The sequence below is a fragment of the Tianweitania sp. genome, assembly GCF_032053605.1.
GTDB lineage: Bacteria > Pseudomonadota > Alphaproteobacteria > Rhizobiales > Rhizobiaceae > Tianweitania.
Genome location: NZ_DAMBUH010000133.1, coordinates 3,243 through 5,548, shown reverse-complemented (window position 1 = coordinate 5,548; position 2,306 = coordinate 3,243). Strand labels below are relative to the sequence as shown.

Genomic DNA, 2,306 nt, shown 5'->3' with positions numbered 1-2,306 from the left:
ACGATGGTTGCGGTCTGCCAGGCAGAGGAGTTCCAGGCGACAGCATTCGCGAACGTATCGGCCGGCACGAGGTTGGCGACGAGCGATGCGGAAGCCGGGCCAAAGAAGGCGCGAGCGACGCCGAACACGGCAAGCAGCGCGAAGATGCCGGCGGGGCCGGTCAGGCCATGCAAGGTGAGCAGCAACAGCGCCAGGGCGCAGGCTGCTTCTAGCAGGGCGGCCAAGCCCATCACCAGGCGGCGGCCGAAGCGATCGGCAACCGCACCAGTGACCAGCACCAGCAGCAGTGAGGGCAGGAACTGGATAATGCCGACGAGGCCGAGATCGAAGGGATCGCGCGTCAGATCATAGATCTGCCAGCCGACCGAAACCGACACGATCTGCGTTGCGAAGGTGGTGAGAAAGCGCGCCGCCCAATAGCGGAGAAAGGCGCCATGATGAAACGCAGCAAAGCGCGCTTTCGGTGCGGTCTGATCAATCTGCATGGGGAACGGCTCGCAAGGACGGCGCGCGGAGACTGCGCAAGCAAAGCCCTTAAAGCCATCTTTGCAAATGGGAAAGACAATTTGCCGCGCAGGTCTCTTAGCTTGGCCGATCTGGAAAAACAGCTGGCTTAAAGCTGGACCAGCGAAGCGCTTCTTTCGTGAATGGAAGCCCTTTATAGAACGGTGTGAAGCGTTGAACGGTGGTGCTCATGCAAACCAGAGCGGACGTGCTCCAGAAACTGCGATCCGGTGAATCAGGCGACATCCTGATCGTCGGCGGCGGCATCAATGGCGTCGGCGTTTTGCGCGATCTGGCGGCGCAGGGCGTGGCGGCAACCCTCGTGGATATGGCCGACTTTTCCAGCGGAACGAGTGCAGCACCTTCGCGGCTGATCCATGGCGGCATCCGCTATCTGGAACAGGGTGAGTTCAAGCTGGTACGCGAATCAGTGGAAGAGCGTGACCGCCTGCTGCTCAACGCGCCGCATCAGGTGAAGCCGCTGAAAGTCTGGGTGCCGGCGCTGTCCTGGGCAGGCGGCACGGTTCAGGCAGCGTTGCGCTTCATGCGGCTGGTGAAGGATCTCGGGCCGAAAGGCGCGCTCATCCTGAAATTCGGGCTGGCCTTCTTCGACAGCTTTTCCTGGCAACACCGCTCTATGCCCAAGCACCGGCTGATCCGGCGCGAGGAGGCGCTGAGAACGATGCCGGGCCTGACCGGAGACACCCGCATCGTCGCCGAATATTACGACGCCAAGATCGAGAGCCCGGAACGGCTGACGCTGGAACTGGTCGCCGACGCGGAGAAAGATTGCGCCGGTTCGATCGGCATCAACTACATGAAGCTCGATGGCTTCGCCGATGGCGAGGCGGTGCTGCGCGATGTGGTGGACGGCAGCACGATCAAGCGCCGGTTCCGGCTGATCGTGAACTGCGCCGGCGCCTGGATTGACAGCGTCGATGCCAATCTCGGCATCAATGAAGGGCTGGTCGGCGGCACGCGCGGCTCGCACCTCGTTTTGGCGCGGCCGGATCTCGCGGAATCGCTCGGCGAAACCATGCTCTATTTCGAAACGCCGGATCACCGCGCTTGTTTGATCTATGCGCTGGACGCCGGCCATGTGCTGCTCGGCACGACCGATCTGCGCACCGAAAAACCGGATGATCGCGACACGACGGATGCCGAGATCGACTACCTGTTCGATGTGTTGCGCTCCGTGATGCCGGAGTCGAACTGCAAGCGCGAGGACATCACATTCGCCTATGCCGGCGTGCGGCCGCTCCCGCATACATCCGGCGGAGCCTCGGGCGCGATCAGCCGCGATCATGTGCTCAAGGTCTATGAACCGGCAGGAGACCGTGAAGCGCCGGTACTGACGCTGATCGGCGGCAAGTGGACGACCTATCGCGCTTGCGCCGAGCAGATCGCCGATGCCGTGCTGACGCGGCTGAAGCTGCCGCGCAAGATCAAGACGGAGTCGATCGCCATCGGCGGCGGCGTCGGTTATCCGCGTGACGCCAAGGGCATTGCCTTGCTCCATGCCGGTATCGCGCAAAGCAGCGGCGTGTCGCGTGAGCGCGCTGCCGTGCTGGTGGAACGCTATGGCACGACGGCCAAGACGGTCGCTGCCTGGCTGAAGGCGGAAGGCGATACGCCGCTGGTTCATGCGCCGCTTTATTCCCGCGAGGAAATCGCCTGGATTGCCGAAAACGAGCGCGTCGTGCGACTCGAAGATGTGATTCTGCGGCGCTCCCTTATGGGTTTCGAAGGCTTGGCCGGCGAAGCCACGGTGCGGGAAGTGGCGGGGGTGCTTGAACACGAGC

1 protein-coding gene and 1 pseudogene are annotated in these 2,306 nt (G+C 62.9%); one reads left to right on the top strand and one right to left on the bottom strand.

The annotated features are described in order from the left end of the window. A pseudogene (locus RTX98_RS18765) lies at positions 1–485 on the bottom strand (MFS transporter); the annotation flags it as partial. A 209-nt stretch (positions 486–694) separates the two neighbouring features. On the opposite strand from RTX98_RS18765, the gene RTX98_RS18760 reads away from it, so the two are divergent. After that, the coding region (locus tag RTX98_RS18760) for a glycerol-3-phosphate dehydrogenase/oxidase (RefSeq protein WP_312798334.1) at positions 695–2,306 on the top strand (1,612 nt) is incomplete at its 3' end.